Source organism: Luteimonas fraxinea (assembly GCF_021233355.1).
GTDB lineage: Bacteria > Pseudomonadota > Gammaproteobacteria > Xanthomonadales > Xanthomonadaceae > Luteimonas > Luteimonas fraxinea.
This window is the reverse complement of sequence record NZ_CP089507.1, coordinates 3,238,659-3,258,100: the sequence shown is the minus strand read 5'-3', so window position 1 is coordinate 3,258,100 and position 19,442 is coordinate 3,238,659. Positions and strand designations below refer to the sequence as shown.

Annotated in this window: 15 protein-coding genes and 1 tRNA gene; all 16 read right to left on the bottom strand. The window is 65.1% G+C overall.

Going from position 1 to position 19,442, the window contains the following annotated elements; genetic code table 11:
- Positions 1-139: 139 nt before the first annotated feature.
- Positions 140-1,546, bottom strand: coding sequence for a C4-dicarboxylate transporter DctA (gene dctA / locus LU699_RS14670; protein WP_232136864.1), 1,407 nt, complete (start codon positions 1,544-1,546; stop codon positions 140-142).
- 537 nt (positions 1,547-2,083) lie between these two features.
- Complete coding sequence (gene pnp, locus LU699_RS14665) at positions 2,084-4,192, bottom strand: polyribonucleotide nucleotidyltransferase (protein ID WP_232136866.1); 2,109 nt, start codon at positions 4,190-4,192, stop codon at positions 2,084-2,086.
- Between the two features lie 120 nt (positions 4,193-4,312).
- Positions 4,313-4,579: a 30S ribosomal protein S15 gene (gene rpsO / locus LU699_RS14660; protein ID WP_232136867.1), complete on the bottom strand. Its 267-nt coding sequence runs from the start codon at positions 4,577-4,579 to the stop codon at positions 4,313-4,315.
- A 154-nt stretch (positions 4,580-4,733) separates the two neighbouring features.
- Positions 4,734-5,780 carry a tRNA pseudouridine(55) synthase TruB gene (gene truB, locus LU699_RS14655; protein WP_268738769.1) on the bottom strand — a complete coding sequence of 349 codons (1,047 nt, stop codon included), beginning with the start codon at positions 5,778-5,780 and terminating at the stop codon, positions 4,734-4,736.
- Complete coding sequence (gene rbfA / locus LU699_RS14650; protein WP_232136869.1) at positions 5,755-6,114, bottom strand: 30S ribosome-binding factor RbfA; 360 nt, start codon at positions 6,112-6,114, stop codon at positions 5,755-5,757. The genes truB and rbfA overlap by 26 nt, the downstream gene beginning before the upstream one ends.
- A 269-nt stretch (positions 6,115-6,383) precedes the next feature.
- A complete protein-coding gene (infB, locus tag LU699_RS14645) occupies positions 6,384-8,993 on the bottom strand; it encodes a translation initiation factor IF-2 (RefSeq protein ID WP_232136871.1) in 2,610 nt (869 codons plus the stop codon).
- A gap of 154 nt (positions 8,994-9,147) precedes the next feature.
- A complete protein-coding gene (gene nusA, locus LU699_RS14640; protein ID WP_232136873.1) occupies positions 9,148-10,659 on the bottom strand; it encodes a transcription termination factor NusA in 1,512 nt (503 codons plus the stop codon).
- 8 nt (positions 10,660-10,667) lie between these two features.
- Positions 10,668-11,264, bottom strand: a complete 597-nt coding sequence (locus tag LU699_RS14635) for a ribosome maturation factor RimP (RefSeq protein ID WP_232136875.1) — start codon at positions 11,262-11,264, stop codon at positions 10,668-10,670.
- Positions 11,265-11,527: 263 nt separating this feature from the next.
- A tRNA-Met gene (locus tag LU699_RS14630) sits at positions 11,528-11,604 on the bottom strand.
- Positions 11,605-11,725: 121 nt separating this feature from the next.
- A complete protein-coding gene (nuoN, locus tag LU699_RS14625; protein WP_425491118.1) occupies positions 11,726-13,189 on the bottom strand; it encodes an NADH-quinone oxidoreductase subunit NuoN in 1,464 nt (487 codons plus the stop codon).
- A gap of 16 nt (positions 13,190-13,205) precedes the next feature.
- Complete coding sequence (locus LU699_RS14620; protein WP_232136877.1) at positions 13,206-14,720, bottom strand: NADH-quinone oxidoreductase subunit M; 1,515 nt, start codon at positions 14,718-14,720, stop codon at positions 13,206-13,208.
- A 13-nt stretch (positions 14,721-14,733) separates the two neighbouring features.
- Positions 14,734-16,878, bottom strand: coding sequence for an NADH-quinone oxidoreductase subunit L (gene nuoL, locus LU699_RS14615; protein WP_425491219.1), 2,145 nt, complete (start codon positions 16,876-16,878; stop codon positions 14,734-14,736).
- Between the two features lie 31 nt (positions 16,879-16,909).
- Positions 16,910-17,236, bottom strand: coding sequence for an NADH-quinone oxidoreductase subunit NuoK (nuoK, locus tag LU699_RS14610; protein WP_055247260.1), 327 nt, complete (start codon positions 17,234-17,236; stop codon positions 16,910-16,912).
- Entirely contained in the window at positions 17,233-17,874 is a 642-nt protein-coding gene (locus LU699_RS14605; protein WP_232136879.1) for an NADH-quinone oxidoreductase subunit J, read from the bottom strand. The genes nuoK and LU699_RS14605 overlap by 4 nt, the downstream gene beginning before the upstream one ends.
- Before the next feature lie 3 nt (positions 17,875-17,877).
- On the bottom strand, positions 17,878-18,366 hold the full coding sequence (gene nuoI / locus LU699_RS14600) for an NADH-quinone oxidoreductase subunit NuoI (protein WP_232136880.1): 489 nt from the start codon (positions 18,364-18,366) through the stop codon (positions 17,878-17,880).
- A complete protein-coding gene (gene nuoH / locus LU699_RS14595; RefSeq protein ID WP_425491117.1) occupies positions 18,366-19,388 on the bottom strand; it encodes an NADH-quinone oxidoreductase subunit NuoH in 1,023 nt (340 codons plus the stop codon). The genes nuoI and nuoH overlap by 1 nt, the downstream gene beginning before the upstream one ends.
- Between the last annotated feature and the right edge of the window lie 54 nt (positions 19,389-19,442).

Below are 19,442 nucleotides of genomic sequence, written 5' to 3'. Positions count from 1 at the left end.
GTTGCGGTTGCGATTGTTGGCGGCGATGCGGGGCATGTGTTGCAACCTAAAGGCTCTGCGGTGGACGCGCAACCGTTGCGTGCGCAACGGCTGCATCTACCCGTTCAACGCACGCGGCGTCGGCGGGCGGCCATCGGGATCATTTGACCGGCAAGGCGTTGATCGGCGCCGCTGCTTCGGCAGCGTTCTTCTCGGCGAGCAGACGGTCGGGATCGACCAGCGACGGACTGTCGAGCACCTCGTCCAGACGCTCGCGATCGAGCTGTCCGGTCCAGCGTGCGATCACCAGCGTGCCGATACCGTTGCCGGTCAGGTTGGTCAGCGCACGGCCTTCCGACATGAAACGGTCGATACCGACGATCAAGGCGATGCCCGCGAGCGGAATCACGCTCTCGAACGCGGCCAGCGAGGCCGCCAGCGTCACCAGGCCCGCGCCCGACACACCGGCTGCGCCGTTCGACGAGATCAGCATGAAGACCAGCAGCGCGATCTGCGTGCCCAGCGGGACTTCGATACCGAAGGCCTGGGCGATGAAGATCGCGCCCATCGACATGTAGATCGCGGTGCCGTCGAGGTTGAACGAATAGCCGGTGGGAATCGTCAGCCCGACGACCGACTTCGGGACGCCGGCCGCTTCAAGTTTCGCCAGCATGCGCGGCAGTACCGTCTCCGATGAGGACGTGCCGAGCACGATCAGCAGTTCGTCGCGGATCATGCGGATGTACTTGAAGATGTTGAAGCCCGACCACCAGCAGATCGGTCCGAGCACCAGGAACAGGAACAGCAGGCAGGTCAGCCAGAAGCTCACCATGAAGTAGCCGAGCGAACCGAGGATCGCGCCGCCGTACTCGCCGATGGTGAAGGCCATGCCGCCCATCGCGCCCAGCGGGGCGAACCACATGACGATCTTGATGACGCCGAACATCACCTGGGCGATCGTGTCGAGCGCGGCGACGGCAGGTTTGCCGCGCTCGCCGAGCATCGTGATCGCGCAGGCGACGAGGATCGCCATCACCAGCACCTGGATCAGCTGGCCTTCGACGAAGGCACCGAAGAACGAGCTGGGCACCAGATGCAGCAGGAAGCCTGTGAAGCCGCTGCCCGCAGCTGCGCCGGCGCTGCTGAGCGTGCCCTCGGCTGCCGAGGCATCGAAGGTAGCGATGTCGAGGCCGAGCATGCGGCCCGGGCCCAGCAGGTTGATGACGACCAGGCCGATGCCCAGCGCGAAGACGGTGGTGACGTTGAAGTAGATGACCGTCTTGAGCGCCAAGCCGCCGGCCTTGGCGAGGTTGCCGAGTCCGGCGATGCCGACCGCGACGGTCGCGAAGATGGTCGGCGCGATGACGACCTTGACCAGCTTGATGAAGAGATCGGCCAGCCATTTCATCTGCGCGCCGACTTCCGGCGCGGCGAGACCAATGATGATGCCCGCGGCGATTCCGACCAGTACCCAGAAGTACAGGTGGTGCCACAGCTTCTTGCGCTTCGGCGCGGGCCCGGGTGTCGGGGCTTTGACAGCGTTCTGGGTGGGGGTATCGGTCTGCATGCCGCAAGCCTGCCAGATGAACAAGAATTGCAAACTCACACCATGGGACTAGGTGGCGCAGTCAGGTTCGTGCGGGAACGGCGTCGAAGGGCGTTCTTTTGCGGGGATTTTCAGGGATTTCAGCGGATCCGGCAGCCGTCGAAAAATGCATCAGGTGCAGCTGCATTGGGACGTCAGCGGAGGTAGGAACCGCATCCGTAGGATGGGTAGAGCGCAGCCAAAGCCATCGTCGCGCCGACTCGCGAAGCCCGCGGTGTATCTGGTGTCGCGATGCATCCGCGCTTGCCCATCCACCGGGCGGACTTGTGTCCGTGGCGGCCGGTCTTTCGACAAAGGCCGTCGCGGGCGCAGCTGATCGGTCAGGTAGACCCCGCTCGCAATCTCGAAGAGCGATGGGTTTCGCCGCGCTCTACCCACCTGCGTGCGCGGCCCGGCCTCGATGCGAGTTGTGAGACGCGTGTTCGAAACCGACCGGACGCCACAACGAAAACGGGCCGCTTGCGCGGCCCGTTTCCTTGTCACATGCAACGCTGGCGATTACTCGGCCGGCGTGCCTTCACCTTCTTCGACAGCCTTCATCGACAGGCGGATACGGCCCTGCTTGTCGACTTCCAGCACCTTGACCTTGACCACGTCGCCTTCCTTGAGCACGTCGCTGACTTTCTCGACGCGATCGTTGGAGATCTGCGACACGTGGACCAGACCGTCCTTGCCGGGGGAGATCGTCACGAATGCACCGAAGTCCATCAGCTTGACGACCTTGCCCTCGTAGATGCGGCCCGGCTCGACGTCCGACGTGATCTGCTCGATGCGTTCCTTCGCGGCGCGGCCAGCGGCGGCGTCGACCGACGCGATCGTGATCGTGCCGTCGTCCTGGATGTCGATCTGGGTGCCGGTTTCCTTGGTGATGCCCTGGATGACCGAACCGCCCTTGCCGATGACTTCGCGGATCTTGTCGGGGTGGATCTTGATCGTGATCAGGCGCGGCGCGAACTCGCTGAGTTCGGTACGGGCCGTGGTCAGCGCGCTGCTCATCTCCTGGAGGATGTGCAGACGGCCCTGCTTCGCCTGGGCCAGCGCGACCTTCATGATCTCTTCGGTGATGCCCTGGATCTTGATGTCCATCTGCAGCGCCGAGATGCCGTTCGTGGTGCCGGCAACCTTGAAGTCCATGTCGCCGAGGTGATCTTCGTCACCCAGGATGTCCGACAGCACGACGTAGTCGTCGCCTTCCTTGACCAGGCCCATCGCGATGCCGGCGACCGGTGCCTTGATCGGCACGCCCGCGTCCATCAGCGCCAGCGAGGAACCGCAGACCGACGCCATCGACGAGGAACCGTTCGACTCGGTGATCTCCGACACGACGCGGATGGTGTACGGGAATTCTTCCATCGTCGGCATCACGGCGAGCACGCCGCGCTTGGCCAGACGGCCGTGGCCGATCTCGCGACGCTTCGGACCCATCATGCGGCCGGCTTCGCCCACCGAGTACGGGGGGAAGTTGTAATGGAACAGGAAGTGCTCTTTGTACTCGCCGGCGACGGCGTCGATGATCTGGCCATCGCGCGCGGTGCCGAGGGTCACGGCGACGATCGCCTGCGTCTCGCCACGGGTGAACAGCGAGGAGCCGTGCACGCGCGGCAGGATGCTGACCTTCGATGCGATCGGACGCACGGTGTCGAGCGCGCGACCATCGATACGGACCTTGGTCTTGAGGACCGAGTCGCGCATCGTCTGGTATTCCTGCTCGCCGAATTCCTTCGACAGCTCGCTGTTCGACCAGGCGTTGGCTTCGGCGTGCGGCTGCACGGCTTCGAGGATCGCCTTCTTGACCTTGGAGATCGCGTCCTTGCGCTCGAGCTTGTCACGCACCTGGAACGCGCTGGCGAGCTGCTCGCCCACCGCGGTGCGGATGGCCGAGATCAGGCCTTCGTTGGTAGCCGGGGCCGACCATTCCCACTTCGGCTTGCCGGCTTCGGCGACGAGCTCGTTGATCGTGGCGATGGCGACCTGCATCTGCTGGTGGCCGAACATCACGGCGCCGAGCATCACGTCTTCCGACAGTTCCTTGGCTTCCGACTCGACCATCAGCACGGCGTTCGCGGTACCGGCGACGACGAGCTCGAGATCCGAATCCTTCAGCTCCGACACGGTCGGGTTCAGCAGGTACTGGCCGTCCTTGTAACCGACCTTCGCAGCGCCGATCGGGCCGTCGAACGGCGCGCCCGACAGGGCCAGCGCAGCAGACGCACCGAGCAGAGCCAGGATGTCGCCGTCGACGTCCGGGTTCATCGACATCACGGTGGCGATGATCTGGACTTCGTTGCGGAAGCCATCGGGGAACAGCGGACGGATCGGACGGTCGATCAGACGCGAGATCAGCGTCTCCTTCTCCGTGGCGCGACCTTCACGCTTGAAGAAGCCACCCGGGATGCGGCCACCGGCGTAGAACTTTTCCTGGTAGTCGACGGTCAGCGGGAAGAAATCCTGGCCTTCGCGCGCGGTCTTGTTGGCGACCGCGGCGACCAGCACCTGGGTGCCATCGCAGGACACCATCACGGCGCCGCCGGCCTGGCGCGCAATCTCGCCGGTCTCGAGCGTCACCGTCTGGTTGCCGTACTGGAAGCTCTTTGTCACTTTTGCCACGTTGGAATTCCTTGATGTCTCTTGCGATGAACCGTCCGGGACCCATGCCCCGGCGGGCGGACGCTGCCCACGCCCTAAAAAGAACCGCGGCGCATTTCTGCGCCGCGGTGGGTATCAGTCTTAGCGACGCAGACCAAGCTTCTCGATCAGGGCCTTGTAACGACCTGCATCCTTGCGGTGCAGATAGTCGAGCAGGCTGCGACGACGGTTGACCATCATCAGCAGGCCGCGGCGGCTGTGGTGGTCCTTCTTGTGCGTCTTGAAGTGCTCGGTCAGGTGCACGATGCGTGCGGTCAGCAGCGCGACCTGGACTTCCGGGGAACCGGTGTCGTTGTCGCCGCGCTTGTGGTCTTCGATGATCTTGCCGTTGTCGATGGTGCTGGTCATTTCATGCTCTCTGGACGCGGGTCCCGCAGAAGACAGCGACCGGTCTTGTGACCGCCGCGTACCGCCCGGACCGCCTGTGGATGGATGCTGCAGTGTGCCTTGAAAAAGGCGGCGAAATTGTACCGCCGGGCGGACAGCCGGACAAGGCGGCCATTCAGGCCCCGGTGTCGTTCGCGTCAGCGCGGCGGAACATGCGTTGCGGTTTCAGGCGACCATCCTCGGCCACTTGGCCCAGACCTTCGGCGCGGCCGGCCGGCCCGATGATGGCCACCTCGCGCACCGGTGCGTACGCGCCCGGCACATCCTGGCCGTTCTGCAGACGCGCGGCCTGGCGTGCATCGACGTGGACCTTCGGCCAGGCCAGCATGCCGGCTTCGATCTCCAGCAGGCAGGCTTCGAGCTGCGATTCGCCGCGCGCGGCCAGCGCCTGCAGGTCCTCCAGCGTCCACATGCGCGGATCGCGGAAGGGATCGACCCAGAGCCGGCGCAGCTCGGCCACATGCGCGCCACAGCCCAGCAGTTCGCCCAGATCACGGACCAGACTGCGCACGTAGGTGCCCGAACCGCACTCGACGTGCAGGCGCAGCTGCGGCATGCCATCGGGCTCGAGTACCCCGTCGAGCAGATCGGCCGCCGACTGCAGTTCGAATGCGTGGACGTCGACCGGGCGCACGTCGACCTCGACCGTTTCGCCGCGACGCGCCTTGGCATACAGCGGCTCGCCGCCGCGCTTGAGCGCGGAATAGATGGGCGGGCGCTGCTGGATGCGACCGACCAGCTGGCCGAGGGCGGCGTCGAGGGTTTCGATGGTCAGCGCCGGCACCGGGCGCTCGCGAAGGATCTCGCCGTCCGCATCGTCGGTATCGGTGACCTGCCCGAGACGGGCGACGGTGGTGTAGGCCTTGCGTGCGCCGAGCAGACCGCCGGCGATCTTGGTCGCCTCGCCGAAGCAGACCGGCAGCAGGCCGGTCGCCAGTGGATCGAGGCTGCCGGTATGGCCGCCCTTCTCGGCGCGGAACAGGTGCCGCACGCGCTGCAGCGCCTGGTTGGAACTCATGCCACGCGGCTTGTCGAGCAGCAGGATGCCGTCGAGCTTGCGGAACTGCGTGCGCGGACGGTCCGTCTGCCGACGCTTGCCGCGCGGGCGCGGCGGCGTCGCAGACGAGGCGCCGGCGTCAGTCGGCGGAAGGTTCGCCGACATCGCGCAGCAGATTGTCGATGCGCTCACCGCGATCGACCGAATCGTCGTAGTGGAAATGCAGCTCCGGCACGTGGCGCAGCTTCACCGCGCGCGCGAGGCGGAAGCGGATCTCGTGCGCGACGGCTTTCAGACCCTTCATCGCTTCGTCGGCGCGCTCGGACTGCAGCGCGGTCACGAAGACCTTGGCGTGGGCCATGTCGCGGGTGACCTCGACATCGGACACGCTGACCGACGGCAAGCCGTGTTCGGAGACTGCCTCGCGCACGAGCGTTCCGAGCTCACGACGGAGCTGGGCGGAAACGCGATCGGTACGGTGGAAGGATTTCGTGGGCACGGATGGGAAACCTGTTGCGATGGGACGGAAGAAAGTCTGAAGCACTGCGGATGAAGACGCCTTGGAACCGGTTCAAGGTCCGTCGCGAGCGCAGTCGGATGGTGCGTGGCGGCGCGCAGGAAGCGCAGCGTATGGGTGATACGTGAGCATTCCGAGCACCGTACGCGCGCCAGCCGGCAAGCGCAGCAGGACATTGACCGGTTCCGAGACGACGACGGCCGGGTCCGTATCTACGGAGCCCGGCCGCCGGCATTGCATCCGGCGCGTCCTTACAGGGTGCGCTGGACCTCGATGCGCTCGAAGCACTCGATCTGGTCGCCCGGCTTGACGTCGTTGTAAGCCTTGACGCCGATGCCGCACTCGGTGCCGTTGCGCACTTCGTCGACGTTTTCCTTGAAGCGGCGCAGCGATTCCAGCTCGCCCTCGAAGATGACCGTGTTGTCGCGCAGCACGCGGATCGGCTTGTTGCGCTTGACCACACCCTCGATGACCATCGAGCCGGCGACCGCACCGAACTTGGAGCTGCGGAACACATCGCGCACTTCCGCGGTACCGATGATCTCTTCGCGGATCTCCATGCCGAGGATGCCCGAGGCGACCTGCTTGACCTGGTCGATCACGTCGTAGATCACCGAGAAGTAACGCAGATCCAGCGCGCTGTTCTCGATCACCTTGCGCGCCGATGCGTCGGCACGGACGTTGAAGCCGATGATCGTGGCCTTCGCCGCGGCCGCCGAATTGGCGTCCGATTCGGTGATGCCGCCGACGCCGGAAACGATGACGTTGATGCGGATCTGTTCGTTAGACAGTGCGACCAGCGACTGCTTGAGCGCCTCGACCGAACCCTGCACGTCGGCCTTGATGACCAGGTTGAGCGACAGCTGCTGCTCGGCCTGACCCATCTGCGCCATGATGTCTTCCATGCGGTTGCCTGCGGCCTGCACCAGGCGCGTTTCGCGGCGTTTGGTGTCGCGCTGCGAGGCCACGTCCTTGGCCAGACGCTCGTCGGCAACGACGACGAAATCGTCGCCCGCATCCGGCACGCCCGACAGACCCAGCACCTGCACCGGGATCGACGGACCCGCCGTCGGCACCTGGTTGCCGGTTTCGTCGAACAGCGCACGCACGCGGCCGTACTGCACGCCGCAGACGAGGTAATCGCCACGCGACAGCAGACCGTTCTGCACCAGCACCGTCGCGACCGGGCCGCGGCCCTTGTCGAGCGACGATTCGATGACCGTACCGCTCGCGCGGCCTTCGGCCACGGCGCGCAGTTCGAGGATTTCGGACTGCAGCGAGATCGCATCGAGCAGATCGTCGACGCCGTCGCCGGTCTTGGCCGACAGCTCCACCATCTGCGTGTCGCCACCGAAGTCCTCGGCCACGATCTCGTGCTCGAGCAGTTCGTTCTTGACCCGCGACGGATCCGCGCCCGACTTGTCGATCTTGTTGATCGCCACGATCAGCGGCACCTTCGCCGCCTTCGCGTGCTTGATCGCCTCGACCGTCTGCGGCATGACGCCGTCGTCGGCCGCGACCACCAGGATCACGATGTCGGTCAGCTTGGCGCCGCGTGCGCGCATCGAAGTGAACGCCGCGTGGCCCGGGGTGTCGAGGAAGCTGATGACACCCTTGTCGGTTTCGACGTGATATGCGCCGATGTGCTGCGTGATGCCACCCGCTTCGCCCGAGGCGATCTTGGTACGACGGATGTAATCGAGCAGCGAGGTCTTGCCGTGGTCGACGTGACCCATGATCGTGACAACCGGCGGACGCGCGACCTGGTCGCCCTGCGTTTCGCCCACGTGTGCGATCAGCTCGCTCTCGGCGTCGTCCGCATCGGCACGCACCGGAATGTGGCCGAGTTCTTCGACGGCGAGCGCCGCGGTGTCGTGATCGATCGACTGCGTAATGGTCGCCATGACGCCCATCTTGAACAGCGCCTTGACCACGTCGCCGCCCTTCATCGCGAGCTTCTGCGCGAGGTCGGCCACGGTGATCGCTTCGCCGATCGCCACTTCGCGCTGCATCGGCGCAGTCGGACGCTCGAAGCCGTGCGGGCCACCGCCACTGCGCGACGGTGCATTGCCGCGACGCTGCGGACCACCACGCTGCGGCTTGCCGCGCGTATTGCTGGTGCTGCGACGGGCGCGATCGGAGGCGCTGAGGTGCATCTGCCCGGCGAAGCGCGCGGTCTTGTCGTCATCCTCGACGCCACTGACCATCGCGTGCGAACCGCGGTTGCCCTTCTTGGCACCGGCAGGCGCGTTGCGATCGTCGGCACGCGGCGGCGCGGGCGGCTTGTGGCCGTGACCGTGCGCAGCCGGCGGACGACGGGTTGCTTCAGCGGCTTCTTCCGGCGGCGCGGCGGCGGCGGCCACGGCGACCTGGCGCAGGCGCTCGGTCTCGGCTTCCGCTTCGCGCTTGCGCTGCTCGTTCTCGTCGGCGCGGCGCTTGTCGTCCTGCGCCAGACGCTGCTGCTCGGACAGGTTCTTCGCGCGCGACTCTTCGAGCTTGCGCAGGATCTCAGCGCGCTCGGCGTCCGGATCGATCGCACCACCCGCGTTCGGGCTCAGCGTGACCTTCTTGCGCACGACGACGTCGACCGTCTGGCGGTTCTTGCCACCACCGACCGTCAATTCCTGCTTGCGGCTGCGGTTGAGCGTGATCTTCTTCGGCGCAGCGATTTCCTCGACCGGGGCGTCGCCCTTGCCGTGTGCGCGCTTGAGGAAACCGAGCAGCTTGAGCTTCTCGGCACTGGTCACGCTCTGGTCGGGATCGCTGAACGGCATGCCCGCTTCGGACAACTGTTCAAGCAGTTTCTCGACCGGCGTGTTCACCAGTGCGGCCAGCTTGCGGATGGTGGTTTGTTGCGACATTCGTGATTCCGGTTCCTTGCGCGCCGCCGCGAAGTGCGGGGCGCAGTGGATTTGTCATTCTACCGCTGCATGGGATTCGTTCCGAACTGGATCGTCATCCGAGGCTGGCGGCCGCGTTCTGAGCCGGTGCAGGGCACCGGCCCGGCGCGACCCGTCAGCCTTCCCTTTCCAGGCGCGCGATCTCTTCGGCACGGGCGGCGAGGATCAGCGCGGCGGCGCGGGCCTCGTCGAGGTCCTCGATGCCGAACTCGACCACTTCGTCCGCGCCCAGGTCCGACAGGTCTTCACTGGTGCGGATGCCGTTGGCGGCCAGCGCGTACGCCGTCGCCTCGTCCATGCCCTCGAGCGCGAGCAGATCGTCCGCCGGCGCGTTCTCGTCGACGCCCTCTTCGACCGCGAGCGCGTCGTTGAGCAGCGAGTCGCGAGCACGGCCGCGCAGTTCCTCGACGATGTCCTCGTCGAAGCCTTCGACCGCCAGCAGCTCGCCGACCGGCACGTAAGCGATTTCCTCGACCGTGCTGAAGCCCTCGGCGACCAGGATGCCGGCGATTTCCTCGTCGACTTCCAGCTTCTCCTGGAACAGGGCGCGCGCCGATGCCTGCTCGGCATCCGACTTCGCGGTGACCTGGTCCTGGGTCATCACATTGAGCTGCCAGCCCGACAGACGGCTGGCGAGGCGCACGTTCTGGCCGCCCTTGCCGATCGCCTGGGCGAGCTTGTCTTCGGCGACCGCCAGGTCCATCGAGTGCTTGTCTTCGTCGACGACGATCGACTGCACTTCGGCCGGGGCCATCGCGTTGATGACGAACTGCGCCGGGTTGTCCGACCACAGCACGATGTCGACGCGCTCACCGTTCAATTCGTTCGACACCGCCTGCACGCGCGAACCGCGCATGCCGATGCAGGCGCCGATGGGATCGGTGCGGGTGTCGTAGGCCAGCACGGCGATCTTGGCGCGGTCGCCCGGATCACGTGCACAGGCCTTGATCTCGACCAGGCCCTGGCCGACTTCCGGCACTTCGAGCTTGAACAGCTCCATCATGAATTCCGGCGCGGCGCGACTGATGAACAGCTGCGGGCCGCGGGGCTCGCTGCGCACATCGAACAGGAAACCGCGCACGCGGTCGCCGGCGCGCACGACGTCGCGCGGGATCGCCTTGTCCTTGGGGATCAGCGCTTCGGCGTTGCCGCCGAGATCGACGTAGACGTTGCCGCGCTCGACGCGCTTGACCACGCCGGTGACCAGCTCGCCCACGCGATCCTTCCACGCATCGACGACCTGCTGGCGCTCGGCTTCGCGCACGCGCTGCACGATGACCTGCTTGGCGGCCTGGGCGGCGATGCGACCGAAGTCGACGTTCTCGATCTGTTCTTCGATGTAGTCGCCGACCTCGACGCCTTCGGCTTCGTCGATCGCGTCCATCAGGCGCAGCTGGCGGTCCGGCGACTCCATGACGATGTCATCGGCCACCACTTCCCAGCGGCGGAACGTCTCGTAGCTTCCGTCCTTCGAATCGATCGCGACGCGCGTCAGCACGTCCTGGTCCATGTAGCGCTTCTTGGCGGCAGTCGCCAGCGCGGCTTCGATGGCCTCGAGAATCACGGATTCCGGGACGCCCTTCTCGCTCGCGACCGCGTCGACGACCAGCAACAGTTCCTTGCTCATCTTTTCATTCACTCCGCACCGGTCGACGGATCCGCCGACCGCTTGTTGTCACGTGGTGTGTGGTTGGCCTTGCGGGTCGCGCCGGTGGCGCGGCCGTTGTCCTTCTTGTCCTTCGACGCGGCGAGGCCCAGCGCGGCCCAGTCGGGCACCACGCGGGCCTTCTCGATGTTGTCGGCCTGCACGGTGAACGCGTTGCCGTCGACATCGAACGTCACGGTGTCGCCTTCGACCGAAGTGATGCGACCGGTCAGGCGGCGGCGCCCATCCTGCGGCAGCTTCAGGCCGACCTTCGCGGTCTCGCCCTGGAACTGCGCGAACTGCGCGACGTTGAACAGCGGACGGTCAATACCGGGCGACGACACCTCGAGAGTGTAGTTGCCGGTGATCGGGTCCTCGACGTCGAGCTGCGCCGACACTTCGCGGCTGACCGCCTCGCAGTGTTCGATCGTCACGCCCTGGCCGCCCTCTCCTTCCGGATCGGCCTGGCCGACTTCGGCGCTCGCCGGCACATCGATGTAGATGCGCACGAGCGCGCCACCCGGCGCCGTCAGGTATTCGATGCCCAGCAGTTCGAGCCCGAGGGCCTCGACCGTCGGTGCCAGCAATTGCGTCAGTTGTGTCGCTTTGTCCGCCACTGATCCCTCGTCCGTTGCGTATCCGGTATCGCACGATCGTCGCTGTCGTGAAGCGCACCGCGTTGCCCCGGGCGCCTGCGGTTTTCCGATCGCGGAAAACGACAAAGGGCCCGATGGGCCCCTTGTCCGATACCACTGGATGTCGGCGCCGAAGCGAAGCAGTTGCTTCGGCAAAGCCCAGATTCTTCGCGTCGGATGCACCCGGAGGTGCGCCTTCTTTACTGCGTTGAATGTGGTAGCGGGGGCAGGATTTGAACCTGCGACCTTCGGGTTATGAGCCCGACGAGCTGCCAGACTGCTCCACCCCGCATCAGAAGCGGAATTATGAAGATTTCTCTTCGATATTGCAAGAAGTTTCGAACGATTCCGCGTCCCTCGAACTTCCCCCCGATCGCTGCGTTCGCAACGACCGGGCGCGCATCCTAACAGACTCAGGCGGCGAATGCCTGCTGGCACCACGCCATCAGCGGACTGAAGAACGGAACGACGACCAGCAGCACCAGCACATTGAGTGCGAACACCACGCGCATCGGCGTGCCGGGGCGCTGCGCCATCGGCGCTGCCTCGGGTGCGTCGAAGTACATGACCTTGATCACGCGCAGGTAGTAGAACGCGCCGATGACCGCGAACACGATGCCGACGATCGCCAGCCACAGCAGATCACCCTGCAGGGCGCCCTGCAGCACGGCGAGCTTGGCCCAGAAGCCGAGGAACGGCGGCACACCGGCGAGCGACGCCATGATGCACAGCACGAGGCCGGCCATCCACGGGCTGCGCTGGTTCAGGCCCTTGTAGTCATCGATGCGGTCGGCTTCGAAACCGTTGCGCGACAGCATGACGATCGCGCCGAATGCGGCCGCCGACATCACGGCGTAGCTGACGACGTAGAACATCGCCGAGGCGTAGCCCACCTCCCCGCCACCGGCGAGGCCGAGGAACAGGAAGCCGACGTGCGAGATCGTCGAGTACGCGAGCATGCGCTTGAGGTTTGTCTGCGCCAGCGCGAACAGGTTGCCGACCACCAGCGACAACGCGGCGAGGATCGACAGCAGGATCTGCGCCTGGTCGTGCAGCGGGCCGAGCGCGGTTTCCAGCAGGCGCCAAGCCATGCCGAACGCGGCGATCTTCGGCACCGAGCTGATGAAGGCGACGATCGGCGTCGGCGCACCGTGGTAGGTGTCCGGCAGCCACATGTGGAACGGCGCGGCGCCGAACTTGAACGCGATGCCGACGATCAGGAACACCATGCCGGTCAGCATCAGCACGCGGCCGTCGCCCGACAGACCGCCGATCGCATCGTTGATCGCAGGCAGCGACAGCGTGCCGGTGGCGCCGTAGATCAGCGACATGCCGAACAGCAACATGCCCGACGCCAGCGCGCCGAGGACGAAGTACTTCATCGCCGCTTCGGACGCGAGCTTGCTGTCGCGGTCGCAGGCGACCAGCGCGTAGGAACACAGCGCCAGCAGTTCCAGACCGACATAGACCATCGTCAGGTTGTTCGCCGACACCAGCAGCATCATGCCGGCAGTCGTGAACAGGAACAGCACCGGGATCTCGCCCTGATACAGGTCGCGCTCGCGCAACCAGGTCCAGGCGTAGCCCAGCGCCACGGCGCCGACCACGAGACCGGCAACCTTGAGCACATCGGCGCCGCCATCGCGCACGAACATGTCGGCGAGGATGCTGCCGTGACCACCGACGCCGAACACGATCAGCGCCGCGGCGGCAAGCATCGTCGCGACGGCCAACACGTGGGTGATGATCCGGCGGCGCGGGTCGATGAACAGGTCGAGCATCAGCAGGGCGAACGCACCCAGCACGATCACGAGCTCGGGCACGATCGGGCCCAGCTCGGCCAGCGTGCGGATGGGAGGCGTCATCGGGGCAGAAATCATCGCAACGGTGTCCTTAAAGCTTGCTTGCGGCGATCAGGTTCGCCAGTTGCGCGATGGACGGCTCCATCAGATCGGTCAGCGGCTTGGGATACACGCCGATCAGCAGCGTGCCGGCGGCGAACACGCCGAGCACCAGTGCTTCGCGGGCGTTGATGTCCTTGAGCGCCGCGACGTGCGCATTCGACACTTCGCCGTAGAGCACGCGCTTCACCAGCCACAGGGTGTAGGCCGCGCCGATGATCAGCGTCATCGCCGCGAAGAACGCGATCAGCGGATGGCTCTGGAACGCGGCCAGGATGACCATGAACTCGCCGACGAAACCCGAGGTGCCCGGCAAGCCGGAGTTGGCCATCGCGAACAGCACGTAGAACGCGGCGAACCACGGCATCACGTTGGCGACGCCGCCGTAATCCTTGATGTTCCGGGTGTGCATGCGGTCGTAGAGGATGCCGATGCAGGAGAACATCGCGCCGGAGATGAAGCCGTGCGAGACCATCTGCACCATCGCGCCCTGCAGACCCAACCGCGCCGCATCGGAGCCGTCGGGCACGTCGCGCATCAGCGCGAACGCGATGAACACACCCAGCGTCACGAAGCCCATGTGCGACACGGACGAATACGCGACCAGCTTCTTCATGTCCTGCTGGACCAGCGCCACCAGACCCACGTAGACGATCGCGATCAGCGACAGGCCGATGACCAGCCAGGCCCATTCGTGACCCGCATCCGGCGTGATCGGCAGGTTGAAGCGCAGGAAGCCGTAGCCGCCGATCTTCAACATGATCGCCGCCAGGATCACCGAGCCGCCGGTCGGCGCCTCGACGTGTGCATCCGGCAACCAGGTATGCACCGGGAACATCGGCACCTTCACCGCGAACGCGGCGAGGAACGCGAAGAAGATCCACATCTGCTCCGTCGACGACAGGCGCAGTGCGTACAGATCAGGCAACTGCCAGCTACCGGCCTGGATGTACAGGTAGATCAGCGCGACCAGCATGAAGACCGAGCCGAGGAACGTGTACAGGAAGAACTTCACCGACGCATAGACGCGGTTCGCGCCACCCCAGACACCGATGATGATGAACATCGGGATCAGCATGGCTTCGAAGAACACGTAGAACAGCATCGCGTCCACGGCCGAGAACACGCCGACCATCATGCCTTCGAGGATCAGCATCGACGCGAAGTACTGCGACACGCGCTTGGTCACCGAACCCCAGGCACCGATCAGCACGAGCGCGGTGGTCAGCGTGGTCAGGATGATCAGCGCAATCGAGATGCCGTCGGCGCCGAGGTGGTACTCGATGTCGAGCGACGGAATCCACTCGCGCCGCTCGAGGAACTGCAGACCGGCGTTGCCGTAGTCGAAGCCGGTGAACAGCGGAATGCTGAGGACGAAGACGAGCAGCGCGAACGCCAGCGATACCCAGCGCGCCGCGTCGGGGCGGCGTTCGCCCAGAGCGAGCACGCACGCACCGCCGAGGATCGGCAGCCAGATCAGGAGACTGAGAAGAGGCCAGTTCGACACGTATCGTATTCCGTCAGCGCCAGTACTTGATGAGGATGGCCAGAAGCACGATCAGGCCCACGATCATCGCGAAAGCGTAGTGGTAGAGAGCACCGGACTGCAGCCGGCGGACAACGCCCGAGACCAGACCGACGACGCGCGCCGGACCGTTGACGAAGACACCGTCGATCACCTTGGTATCGAACACCCGCGACAGCTTGCCCAGGCCGACACCGCCGCCGGCGAAACCGCCGATCCACAGGTCGTCCATGCCGTACTTGTTCTCGAGCACGCGGATGGGCAGGCGGAACACGTGCGCGGCCTTCGCCGCCAGCTCGGGCTTCCACCAGTACATGACGGTCGCCAGCACGAAGCCGGCGACGACCAGCCAGAACGCCGGCGCCATGAAGCCGTGCAGCGCGAACGCCGCCGGGCCATGCCACAACTCTTCCTTCAGCGCGGTCAGCACGTCGTTGGACGCCAGCACGTGGATCACGCCGTCGAAGAAGCCGCGCACTTCGTGATGGCCGGTCCAGTCGGTGCCGAACAGCATCGGACCCGCGGTGAAGTAACCGATCAGGATCGACGGGATCGCCAGCAGGATCAGCGGCAGCGTCACGACCCACGGGGATTCGTGCGGCTCGTGCGGACCGTGATGGCCATGGTCGTCGTCCGCATGGTCGTCGTGACCCGTCGCGGCAACCGCGTGACCGTGGCCATCGTCGTCCAACGGCGCGTGGTGGGCGTCGTGGCCGTGCGCGTCATGCGTGGCGTGGGCGTCGGACGCATGCGCGTCGCGGAAACGCTCCTTGCCGAAATACGTCATGTACAGCAGACGGAAGCTGTAGAACGAGGTCACGAACGCGCCCAGCAGCACCGACCAGTACGCGTACTGGAATACCCAGCCGCCACCGTCGCTGGCGTGCTTGGCCGCCTCGATGATCGTGTCCTTGGAATAGAAGCCGCTGAAGAACGGCGTGCCCACCAGGGCCAGCGTGCCGATGACGCTGGTCCAGAACGTGATCGGCATGTACTTGCGCAGGCCGCCCATCTTGCGCATGTCCTGCTCGTGGTGCATGCCGATGATCACCGAGCCTGCGGCCAGGAACAGCAGCGCCTTGAAGAACGCATGCGTCATCAGATGGAACACCGCGGCCGAGTACGCCGACACGCCGAGCGCGACGGTCATATAGCCCAGCTGCGACAGCGTCGAGTACGCGACGACGCGCTTGATGTCGTTCTGCACGATGCCGATCAGGCCGGTGAAGAACGCCGTGGTCGCACCGATGAAGAGGATGAACTGCAGCGCGGTTTCCGACAGTTCGAACAGCGGCGACATGCGCGCCACCATGAAGATGCCGGCGGTGACCATCGTCGCGGCATGGATCAGTGCCGAGATCGGGGTCGGGCCTTCCATCGAGTCGGGCAGCCACACGTGCAACGGCACCTGGGCCGACTTGCCCATCGCACCGATGAACAGACAGATGCAAACCAGCGTCGCGACCGACCACTCAAAGCCGGTGATCACTTCGATCGTCTGGCCGCCACCAATGGTGGTGTCAGCCGCAGCGAAGACCGTTGCGTAATCGAGGCTGCCGAACCAGTACAGCACGCCGGCGATACCGAGCAGGAAGCCGAAGTCGCCGACGCGGTTGACCAGGAACGCCTTCATGTTGGCGAACACCGCGGTGGGCTTCTTGAACCAGAAACCGATCAGCAGGTACGACACCAGGCCCACCGCTTCCCAGCCAAAGAACAGCTGCAGGAAGTTGTTGCCCATCACCAGCATCAGCATCGAGAAGGTGAACAGCGAGATGTAGCTGAAGAAGCGCTGGTAGCCCGGATCCTCGGACATGTAGCCGATGGTGTAGACGTGCACCAGCAGCGACACGAAGGTCACCACGACCATCATCATCGCGGTGAGGTTGTCGATCAGGAAGCCGACGTGCGCCGAATAGTTGCCGACCTCGAAGAACGTGTAGACGTTCTCGTTGAAGGTCGGCGCGCCCTGCATCAGCTGCCACAGCGTGTAGATCGACAGCGCGCAGCTGATCGCGACACCCGCAATGGTGACCGTGTGCGCACCGGCGCGGCCGACCTGGCGGCCGAACAGGCCGGCGATGATCGAGCCCAGCAGCGGCGCCAGAACGATCGCGATCAGCGTGGTCTGGGAAATCATGATCTCGGAAACAGCGTTCTCCATGCCCGGATCAGCCCTTCAACGTGTCGAGTTCGGCGACATTGATCGTGCGCCGGTTGCGGAACAGCGTGACCAGGATCGCGAGACCGATCGCGGCCTCGGCCGCGGCCACGGTGAGAATGAAGAACACGAAGATCTGCCCGGCGGCGTCGCCGAACTCGCGCGAGAACGCGATGAAGTTGATGTTGACCGCGAGCAGCATCAGCTCGATCGACATCAGCAGGATGATCACGTTCTTCCGGTTGAGGAAGATGCCCGCGACGGAGATGCAGAACAGCACCGCGCCCAGCGAGAGGTAATGGCCCAGCGCGAGGCCGGTGCCGAACAGCTCGGTCATTTCGCTTCTCCCTCGCCTTCACCCGGTGTGGGCTCGACGACCGGACGCACCGCGTCCATCTTGACCACGCGCATGCGGTCAGACGCCCGCACGCGGGCCTGCTCACCCGGATTCTGGTGCTTGGTACCGGGACGGCGGCGCAGGGTGAGCATCACCGCGGCGATGACCGCGACGGTCAGGATGACCGCGGCGACTTCGAACGGCAGCAGGAAGTCGGTGAACAAGCGGCGTGCGATCCACACCGTGTTCGATACGCCCGCCTCGTCGACCGCATCGGCGGCGAATGGCGCCATCTTCGCGCGCACGCCGATCAGGGTGACGATCTCGACCAGCATCACCACCGCAACGATCAGGCCGACCGGCAGATAGCGAACGTAACCTTCGCGCATCGGCGCAACGTCCACGTCGAGCATCATCACCACGAACAGGAACAGCACCATCACCGCGCCGACGTAGACCAGCACCAGCGCGAGGCCGAGGAACTCGGCACCGACCAGCAGCCAGGTGCAGGCGGTGGAGAAGAACGTCAGCACCAGGAACAGCGCCGCGTGCACCGGGTTGCGGGCACTGATCACCGCCACCGCGGACATCACGGTGATCGCGGCGAAGACGAGGAATGCAATCAGGTCGAAATTCATGACTTACCTGTACGCGGAGTCGGCGGCGCGACGTTCTGCGATCTCGCTCTCGAGACGGTCGCCGATCGCCAGCAGCTGCGGCTTGGTCACGATGTTCTCGCCGCGGTTCTCGAAGTGGTACTCGTGCAGATGGGTCTCGACGATCGAGTCCACCGGGCACGATTCCTCGCAGAAACCGCAGTAGATGCACTTGAACAGATCGATGTCGTACCGCGTGGTGCGGCGGCTGCCGTCCTCGCGCTGTTCGGAATCGATCGTGATCGCCAGCGCGGGGCACACGGCCTCGCACAGCTTGCACGCGATGCAGCGCTCTTCACCGTTGGGATACCGGCGCAGCGCATGCAGGCCGCGGAAGCGCGGCGACTGCGGGGTCTTTTCCATCGGGTACATCAGCGTGTACTTGTCCCGGAACAGATACCGGAAGGTCAGTGCCATGCCGCCGAGCAACTCGAGCAGCAACAGGCCCCTGAACCATGCAACGAACTTGGCCATTACTGCCCTGCCTCGAAGATTCCGAAGTACGCCATCAGCGCGGTGACCACGATCCAGCCGATGCTGATCGGAATGAAGACCTTCCAGCCCAGCCGCATGATCTGGTCATAGCGGTAGCGCGGGAACGAGGCGCGGAACCAGATGAAGCAGCTGGCGAAGAAGAACACCTTCGCGAACAGCCACCACCAGCCGTCGACCGACAGCAGCGGAATGCCCCAGCCCTGGAACGGCGACAGCCAGCCGCCGAGGAAGAAGATCGCGACCAGGAAGCTGATCAGGATCATGTTCGCGTATTCGGCGAGGAAGAACAGCGCGAACGCCGACCCCGAATATTCGACCATGTGACCGGCGACGATTTCTGATTCGCCTTCGACGACGTCGAACGGTGCGCGATTGGTCTCGGCCACGCCGGAGATGAAGTAGATGACGAACAGCGGCAGCATCGGCAGCCAGAACCAGTCGAACAGGCCCTTGCCGCCGGCTTGCGCCATGACGATCTCGGACAGGTTCAAGCTGCCTGCGCCGACCATCACGCCGACGAGCGCGAAGCCCATCGCGATCTCGTAGCTGATCATCTGCGCCGAGGCGCGCATCGCACCGAGGAACGCGTACTTCGAGTTCGATGCCCAGCCGGCGAGGATGATGCCGTAGATGCCCAGCGAGGTCATCGCCAGCAGATACAGCAGACCGGCATTGGCGTTCGACAGCACAAGCTGCGCGTCGAACGGCACCACGGCCCAGGCCGCGAATGCAGGTGCCAGCGTGATCAGCGGCGCCAGCACGAACAGTACGCGCTGCGCGTTGGTCGGCTGGATGACTTCCTTGAACAGCAGTTTGAAGACGTCGGCGAAGGCCTGGAAGATGCCCATGCCCACGTACATCGGACCGTGGCGCTGATGCATCCAGCCCAGCAGCTTGCGCTCCCAGACCACGTAGAACGCGACGCAGATGATCACCGGCATCGCGATCAGCAGGATCTTGAGCACGATCCACAGGATCAGGCCGATCGCGCCCAGCGACATCAGCCAGTCGTACAGCGGCGCCGACAGATCGCCCAGCAGCGATGCGGTGTTGGT

What these genes read in the sequence shown, in the direction of transcription:
- dctA (WP_232136864.1), bottom strand. Translation starts at nt 1,546, where the DNA reads ATGCAGACCGATACCCCCACCCAGAACGCTGTCAAAGCCCCGACACCC.
- rpsO (WP_232136867.1), bottom strand. Translation starts at nt 4,579, where the DNA reads ATGACCAGCACCATCGACAACGGCAAGATCATCGAAGACCACAAGCGC.
- truB (WP_268738769.1), bottom strand. Translation starts at nt 5,780, where the DNA reads ATGTCGGCGAACCTTCCGCCGACTGACGCCGGCGCCTCGTCTGCGACG.
- infB (WP_232136871.1), bottom strand. Translation starts at nt 8,993, where the DNA reads ATGTCGCAACAAACCACCATCCGCAAGCTGGCCGCACTGGTGAACACG.
- nusA (WP_232136873.1), bottom strand. Translation starts at nt 10,659, where the DNA reads ATGAGCAAGGAACTGTTGCTGGTCGTCGACGCGGTCGCGAGCGAGAAG.
- nuoL (WP_425491219.1), bottom strand. Translation starts at nt 16,878, where the DNA reads ATGATTTCCCAGACCACGCTGATCGCGATCGTTCTGGCGCCGCTGCTG.
- nuoK (WP_055247260.1), bottom strand. Translation starts at nt 17,236, where the DNA reads ATGACCGAGCTGTTCGGCACCGGCCTCGCGCTGGGCCATTACCTCTCG.
- LU699_RS14605 (WP_232136879.1), bottom strand. Translation starts at nt 17,874, where the DNA reads ATGAATTTCGACCTGATTGCATTCCTCGTCTTCGCCGCGATCACCGTG.
- nuoI (WP_232136880.1), bottom strand. Translation starts at nt 18,366, where the DNA reads ATGGCCAAGTTCGTTGCATGGTTCAGGGGCCTGTTGCTGCTCGAGTTG.
- nuoH (WP_425491117.1), bottom strand. Translation starts at nt 19,388, where the DNA reads ATGTCGCTGGGCGCGATCGGCCTGATCCTGTGGATCGTGCTCAAGATC.